The organism is Methanomethylovorans sp. PtaU1.Bin093, assembly GCF_002067275.1.
Classification (GTDB): Archaea; Halobacteriota; Methanosarcinia; order Methanosarcinales; family Methanosarcinaceae; genus Methanomethylovorans.
Map to the genome: position 1 here is coordinate 1 of NZ_MVQX01000091.1, position 7,045 is coordinate 7,045.

Below are 7,045 nucleotides of genomic sequence, written 5' to 3' on the forward strand. Positions count from 1 at the left end.
GCCTTTGGCTTTCTCCATTGTAGCTTCCATTACCTCAGTAACAGCATTGATCACAGCCATCACCACATCGTCCTTCGTCATGTTGAACATGGACTGGGATATGTGATGCGCCACATCACCTACTCCGTAGGCAGGAACAGTGACTATGTTACCATAGAACACTTCATCATCTATTGCAGCCTTTACTGTGTTTCTCATCTTGTCCTTATACTGTGCCATATATTTACGCACGTCAAAGGACGTATGACCAGCTTCGTCCATGAGCCTGGCCTGGGCATCCGTGGGTGTATCATAGACCATCTTCAGCATGTCTATTTCTTCTTTCATAGCTTCAGATAACGTCTTGCCTTCCTCGATGGCCATCTGGAACTTTGCTCCCACTCCATAAGAAGTGTTCATGCCCCATGATTTGGACGAAAGGATAGCTCGTTTGTGATCCTGTGGTATATCCATTTTCTGCAGGATCCTGTTGACAACATTACTGGTGCTTCCGGGTACAAATGCAAAGTCTACCACACAAGTGGGTCCATAGAACCCTCCATACCTGCGCACTGACTCTTTTCCAATGAGGGCTTCACACCTTCCGATCTCATCCACGAACTTTTCAACGGATGCTCTGAAAGCAGGATCTTCCTCATACAGGATCTCCATTATAGGCGGTGTCTGGTAATGCTCCACAAAAGGATCATCTTCTGGCCTGACAGTATCAGTGAGCCCTGTAAGCACGTTGAAATGTGTGTTGACCGAATCCATATGCAGGGCAAAAACTGACTTGGCTTGTTCGCCCATGGGTTTCATTTTGTTCACAGCATCGACATAAGGTTGTGCATCCTTTACCTTGAATGTGGTACCCCTCTTTGCATTAATAGTGTCCACTACAGCTCTTTGTGCACTCATGGCTTCAGTCGCCATTTTATCATATAGTTCTTTCATATAGACATGCCCCCTTATTTTTGCAGCTATTGCAACCGGAAGGTAGCCGTTCCACTAAATGAACAAATTTGTAATGGGAATCAGATCGTCCATTTACAAAATGGACATATCCATATGCACCCTCACTAAATTGCTAACGCCCATAATAAAAATAGTGGAAAGTATTATAAATAATTAACCCTCCACAAAATAATAGACTGAATTTCAAATATCCAAGGAATATTCCAGGCTGCCAACACCTATATTTGCTGCGCGTTCCAGATGTATCATCGGATCAATACCCCATACATCCTCAATGGAGTGTATGCAGCCCTCTTCATTAATTTTTTTATTGACCAGGTCAAGGCTAGCCTTGTCAATGGCAACAGGATCCATTGAGGCAAGAATTCCCACATTTCCTGCAAAAGCAGGAGCAGAGAAATTGAAACAATCACATCCTGGAGTCAGATCAAATACCCAGTTGATATATCCTATCTTTTCGGGCAGGAGCTTGACCGGTCCAAGGGCAGCTTCTCCTAAGCGAGCCTGCAGTTCAGTTGTATAGCCCTCATGCGGCATTATAGAATCAAAGCTGCATGATCCAAGACACGATAACTCGCCCATACACATGCTCTTATCAACAAATGCTTTACCGTTTTCCAGGTATATGGCATTCCAGGGACATGCTCTGACACATTTTCCGCATCCTATGCAAGTTTCCGTATCAATGTCCGGCATTCCGGGAGAATGCACTTTTGCTTTGCCTTCCTTATCCAGACATCCCATGCCCAGGTTCTTCACAGCACCACCGAAACCAGATGCAGGATGACCTTTGCAATGTGAGACCATGATCATGGCATCAGCCTTGGCAATGGCAGAGGCCACTGTGATCTCGTCTATATATTCCCCTTCTATGGGTACCTTTACACTGTCATCCCCAAGCAGACCATCTGCAGAAATGAACGGTGCATTCATACTACCGAACGTAAAACCATTCACGGCTGCTGTCCAGAGCATGTCAGCGCCGTTGAAGCGTTTTCCACCGTAAAGGACAGTGGTATCTGTTATGAATGGTATTCCACCGGCCTCTTTTACAAGATCTGCGATCGTACGGACTATGACGGGACGCACATATGTGGTATTACCGTACTCTCCGGGATGGATCTTGATGGCTACAAGATCATCTTTTTCCACCACAGGTATTTTCCTGAAAAGTTCCTTTATCTGGTCAATCTGGGTATTTGTCGGTCCTACATCTCCAGCAGATCTAAAGAACACTTTGCTCATACTGTTTCCTCCTTCAGCTACCTAGCGAAAGATATTTTGTGGCATAACGATATAAAAACATATGTTATATCAGCGGTAGAAGTTCTGTAAATTTAACTATAGCTTTCCATTAAAACTGTTCTATTTTCATTGCAGCCATGAATATACTCATATATAGCACGTATGTTTTTTTAAAAAATATATAGAATATTTTGATAAAATATATATGCCTTTTCCACATACAATAGGACGTACAAAGACAATTGGAGCAAATAAATGAAAAAGCGAGTAAAAATGGAACAATTAGAGTGTGGTGAAACAAATGGTTTCCACGCAATAATCAATGGTCGTATTGAAAGTTCCTTCACCACTGAAGATATGGAGATCTACCGTTTCATGATCGGTGGAATACTTGGTAAGTGAAGTGCAGAAATGAAGTTAGTCAGAACAACAATTTTGAGGAGGTGTCGTATTAATGGAAAACACTGCTGAGAAGGTCAGGCCCACGAACATTATAAGAAAAAAGAAAGATATTGCAGCATCAGAAGGAACAGTCAGCATCAATTCTTCTGAACTTGGCAGAAAATGGTTCAAGGCGGTCGAGTATTTTACGTGCGTGGACGATATTAATTTCTGACGCAACTAGCAGATATCATCCACATACCAGTCCACATAGGCAACAAGTTCTTTCTTCTCCCAATCCTTTAGTCTTGCAGGACTGTCTTTCCGTGCACCGTCAAACAGGTCTTTCATCATGCTTTCATCAAGCACATGTACTTTGTATGCTCCCTTCTCGGCCATCCTTATATAATAGCCGGGTGCCAATGTATCGGATTTTTTCCACATCTTGATCTTTTCGTAATCCCATAGGGATGTAGCCCATTGCGCAAGCTTTAACACATACTCATCTGCTACTTCCTCCACATTTCCGAGAATGACACAGTGCTTACAGCTTTTTGTTAATTCTATACTGTTTTTGTGGCGAACTATGTCTGACATGATAAAAACCAAATAAGACAACAAAGAAGTACTATAATTATGTTGTGTTCTATTCTCAGAGACCTGACACTATTCTATGAGCATATCGAGGTTTTGTTGGTTATCTCAGCGATCAATGAAAGTCATGCTAATGTTCGCTAGTTACTCTTTTTATTGTGCTTCGTTGCTTAGAGCATAGGATCAATTGAATATGATTTTTATATTCAACAAGACGGGAGTTTTTCGTGTTACTCTGTGAAGTTCTGAAGATAAAAGCATATCATAAAGTATATATTTCATGATGTGTTATTTATATTGGGATAGTAAACTAGTGGGATTGGGATTGTACTGTTTCAGATCTTGCTATAGAGATTGCTATAGCAGGTTCTGGTAAGCATCTGGTTTTAGTCAATTGATATGACAAGCATATTACCAGATGTTTGGAATTTTTTCAGAGTGCTGTAGGGGAATTATTGGGAAATATAGAATGATTATAGGATCAAATTTGATGGTGATCAGGTTCTACTTCTTAGTAGTTATCACTTCACCATTATTTGTAATGTAAAAGGGGGTTAAGAAAATGGCATTAGTTAAGAAATATGGCAGAATGGGTTGGATCCCAGACCGTCCCAGTCTTAGGGATTATACGGTCGAACATAAGGAGATGCAGAAAACCGAGTCAAAAGAGATGCAGAAGTTCCTATCTTCCCTCAGTCTGAAGAAAAGAGCAAAACTCGATCTTCCGGAAACCGAAGATCTCAGGAAGTGGTGTCCGGATGTTGAAAACCAAATGGAGCTAGGATCTTGTACAGCTAATGCGGCGGCAGGGATCATAGAGTATTTTGAAAAAAGATCATATGGAAAATATCTGGATGCTTCCAGGCTGTTCATTTACAAGACCACAAGAACTCTCGGCGGCTGGAAAGGAGACAGCGGGGCAGAACTCAGAACTACTATGGGAGCACTAGTCTTGTTTGGCGCTCCTCCTGAGAAATACTGGCCTTATACTGATAATGACCCTGATTTTGATATAGAGCCAACTCCATTTTGTTACTCATTCGCAGGGAACTATAAAGCTATCAGATATTTCAGACATGACCCTGCAAACACTTCAAAAGAAGACATTCTTGGAAGTGTCAAGAAATCTCTAGCTTTTGGTATACCGTCTATGTTCGGTTTCACGGTCTTTGATTCAATAAGGCAGGCAAATGAATCGGGAAAGATCCCTTTCCCATGCGATACTGAAAGAGTGCTTGGAGGACACGCAATAGTTGCAGTGGGATATGATGATAACATGGTAATAAAGAACACGATCTCCGAAGAGGAAAGTACAGGTGCTCTTCTTATCAGGAATTCATGGGGTGAGGACTGGGGAGACAAGGGATACGGTTGGCTTCCATACAAGTATATATTAGAGGAGCTAGCAATGGATTTCTGGTCTATGCTCAAAAAGGAGTGGGTGGAAACAGGTAGATTCGTATAAAGAATCTGGATAAATCCTTTCTGATCCTGTAAGAAAAATAGATCATAGGGTCCGCAAAATGCGGACACCTTATTTTACTTTACTTTACTTTTTTACTTTGCTTTTGGAGGCCAGTTCTTTTCCATCCAGCCCGGAAGACGACCAGAATCAGCAGGTCCGATCATTACCCTTGCACCGGTTTCATCTTCCACGTCACCCTGCAGACGTGCCGCAAGTCCCGGAAGGATTATGGTGTTGTGGGTTGTATCGTTCTTCAGATCGAAACCTGAATCCTCTATGCCTTTCTTGATCTTGGCTGCCGTGAGCTGACCGCCTGCCACTGCAGCTTCCACCCCGATACCATCTGTATCTATGGCCCAGAGGAAACAATTGATCTTGCTGGAAGCAAGGTCACTCTCCACTGTGTAGTAGGTCTGGGCAAAGTTGGTCGTGACCAGCACAGGTGAATCCTTGTCCGGAGTACCTACCTTGTACATGGCGGGCTGCACGCTCACAGGCTTTCTGGGGTCGGTATAGATCGTGTCCCTGATGTGCAGCTGAGGAAGCAGAGCATAGGGCTCGATGCTGTGCATTATCATTATATCGCCATACTTTATGGTGAATATGGATGCAATAACGGTTTCCCAGTATGAGGCACTGACAGCGTCATCCTGCACCATCCAGGCAGTGAGCGGGACTGCCATTATAGGATAGGCGATATCCCTGTCGCCTTCAACACCAGCTCTCCTGATCTTCAGGAAATTGGTAAAGGTCTTCTTAAGGCCCTTGCCTGCGGGGAATGTGCCGGGGTCAAGCACAAGCTTCTCTGTCCCCATCTTTGCAAAGGTCACTGCAAGGGATTTGAGCGTGTCCAGGTCATCGGGTGAGAACAATGTAACAGGAACATTGTATTCAAGTGCAAGATCTGCAACCTGCTGCCAGTTATCCTTGTTTGCGGCATATAGCAATGGATTTTTGTCCTTTGCCACTTCAAGACCGGCTTTCAGTACTTCAGGATCGAAGGAACAAAGGATAAGAGGCAGATCAGTGGTTCCTATGACCTTTTTAACGGCATCGGCAAACTTCTTGGGGTCTTTGGAGACGCACCTGACAGCTACCATGTCCAGTGTGAGGAAGTTGCCTACATAGAACTTCTTGAAGTCCTGGATCTTCCTGACCCTTTCCACAAGTTCATTTTCAGGCATGGTGTCCCATACATCATAGGCGAGTGCCGTTGGGTCGAAGAATGTGAGTCTGTGACGGTACAGCACATCGTCCCCACCGATCTTCACTGCCTTTTCGCCCACGCCGATCTCCACTTCGCGGACCTCGGGGGCGAGAAGTGCCTGCAGCTCCTTGAACTTCTTTTTGAATTTCTCTTCAAGCATGGGTGTGCAGTCTGTGAGTTTCTTGGACCGGTCGATCAGGTGTGCAGCAAAGGCCATACAGGTCTGTTCACCACACTCGCCGCAGTTAGTACCCGGCAGATATTTATATGCTTCAAGCGGACTGTTGATCTTCATGTTTCACACCTCCGCTCCGATCCAGTTGCTGATATCAACTGCTTTTGATTCAATAGAGCCATAAAGGGTCTGGGTGATCTCCTTGAGCACCTGCACAGAAGTGGGGTGCATCATCATGAACATATCATTGCCTGCAAGGGACAGGGCCAGACCGGTGATGATCTCCCATATAGGACCACGGTATTCCCTGGGACCCCAGTCAGAGTCCTGTGCCAGTGGTGATGAGACCATCCATGCCTCACGGGCACCCCATGCATTAGTGGTGCCTGAGGACATCGGGAACGTAAGCTCATCATCGCCCATCAGGCCTGCGAGCCTGATACGCTCCATGTTACTGTAAGCATAGTCCAGCCCATAACCCAGCGCTGCAGTGGTTGGGTCCATTATGATACTGTCCCTTGGAACATTACACTGCTTCATGAGCTTCCGGTTAAGCTCTTTCTGGGCGTTGATCTCAAGCTGGGTCCAAGAAAGCACCACATGGCCATTATTTATAGCTGCTTTGGCTATCCTCTCATAATCCAGGTTAAGACTTGCGGAAGCGAGTAGTACACGCTCACCTGCAGCAGCTTCTGCAGCTTTCTCCAGCACTTCAGGGTCCTTCTGCGGGTTACCGGAACCACCGATGACTATAGGCACATCCACAGCCTGCAGCACATCTTCTACCACTTTGGCTGCATCGCGGGCAGAAGTATCCTTGATAAGAGGATCAGTGGAGATCAGGTGTATGGTCACCATGTCAGCATTAAAGTCCCTGACGACTTTCTTTGCCCATTCTGCCGGATCGTTGATTACATCATCATAGTTGGATTTAACGGCCTTGGCCATGCCAATGGGCATGTCAAAAACATCCATGGTGATATAGTTGCGGTGAGGCATTTCCGCATCAAAGTAATATGGCAGA

8 protein-coding genes are annotated in these 7,045 nt (G+C 44.7%); 3 read left to right on the top strand and 5 right to left on the bottom strand.

Translation table 11 applies throughout. From position 1 onward, the window contains the following. On the bottom strand, positions 1-933 hold a 933-nt coding region (locus A4E24_RS10275; protein WP_292353269.1), incomplete at its 3' end, for a DUF2193 family protein. A gap of 204 nt (positions 934-1,137) precedes the next feature. Continuing rightward, entirely contained in the window at positions 1,138-2,199 is a 1,062-nt protein-coding gene (locus A4E24_RS10280) for a DUF362 domain-containing protein (protein WP_292353270.1), read from the bottom strand. Between the two features lie 255 nt (positions 2,200-2,454). Between A4E24_RS10280 and A4E24_RS10285 the strand changes: the two genes are divergently transcribed. Both A4E24_RS10285 and A4E24_RS10290 read left to right on the top strand, forming a co-directional pair. Beyond that, complete coding sequence (locus tag A4E24_RS10285) at positions 2,455-2,601, top strand: hypothetical protein (RefSeq protein ID WP_292353271.1); 147 nt, start codon at positions 2,455-2,457, stop codon at positions 2,599-2,601. Positions 2,602-2,653: 52 nt separating this feature from the next. Then, complete coding sequence (locus A4E24_RS10290; RefSeq protein ID WP_292353272.1) at positions 2,654-2,815, top strand: hypothetical protein; 162 nt, start codon at positions 2,654-2,656, stop codon at positions 2,813-2,815. A gap of 5 nt (positions 2,816-2,820) precedes the next feature. Here A4E24_RS10290 and A4E24_RS10295 read toward each other — a convergent pair whose 3' ends face one another. Beyond that, on the bottom strand, positions 2,821-3,177 hold the full coding sequence (locus tag A4E24_RS10295; protein ID WP_292353273.1) for a hypothetical protein: 357 nt from the start codon (positions 3,175-3,177) through the stop codon (positions 2,821-2,823). A 559-nt stretch (positions 3,178-3,736) separates the two neighbouring features. Between A4E24_RS10295 and A4E24_RS10300 the strand changes: the two genes are divergently transcribed. Beyond that, the gene (locus tag A4E24_RS10300; protein WP_292353274.1) at positions 3,737-4,639 is read left to right on the top strand and encodes a C1 family peptidase; all 903 of its coding nucleotides are present in this window, start codon (positions 3,737-3,739) and stop codon (positions 4,637-4,639) included. A 92-nt stretch (positions 4,640-4,731) separates the two neighbouring features. Here A4E24_RS10300 and acsC read toward each other — a convergent pair whose 3' ends face one another. Both acsC and cdhD read right to left on the bottom strand, forming a co-directional pair. Next, complete coding sequence (gene acsC, locus A4E24_RS10305) at positions 4,732-6,141, bottom strand: acetyl-CoA decarbonylase/synthase complex subunit gamma (protein WP_292353275.1); 1,410 nt, start codon at positions 6,139-6,141, stop codon at positions 4,732-4,734. A 3-nt stretch (positions 6,142-6,144) separates the two neighbouring features. After that, the coding region (gene cdhD, locus A4E24_RS10310) for a CO dehydrogenase/acetyl-CoA synthase subunit delta (RefSeq protein ID WP_292353276.1) at positions 6,145-7,045 on the bottom strand (901 nt) is incomplete at its 5' end.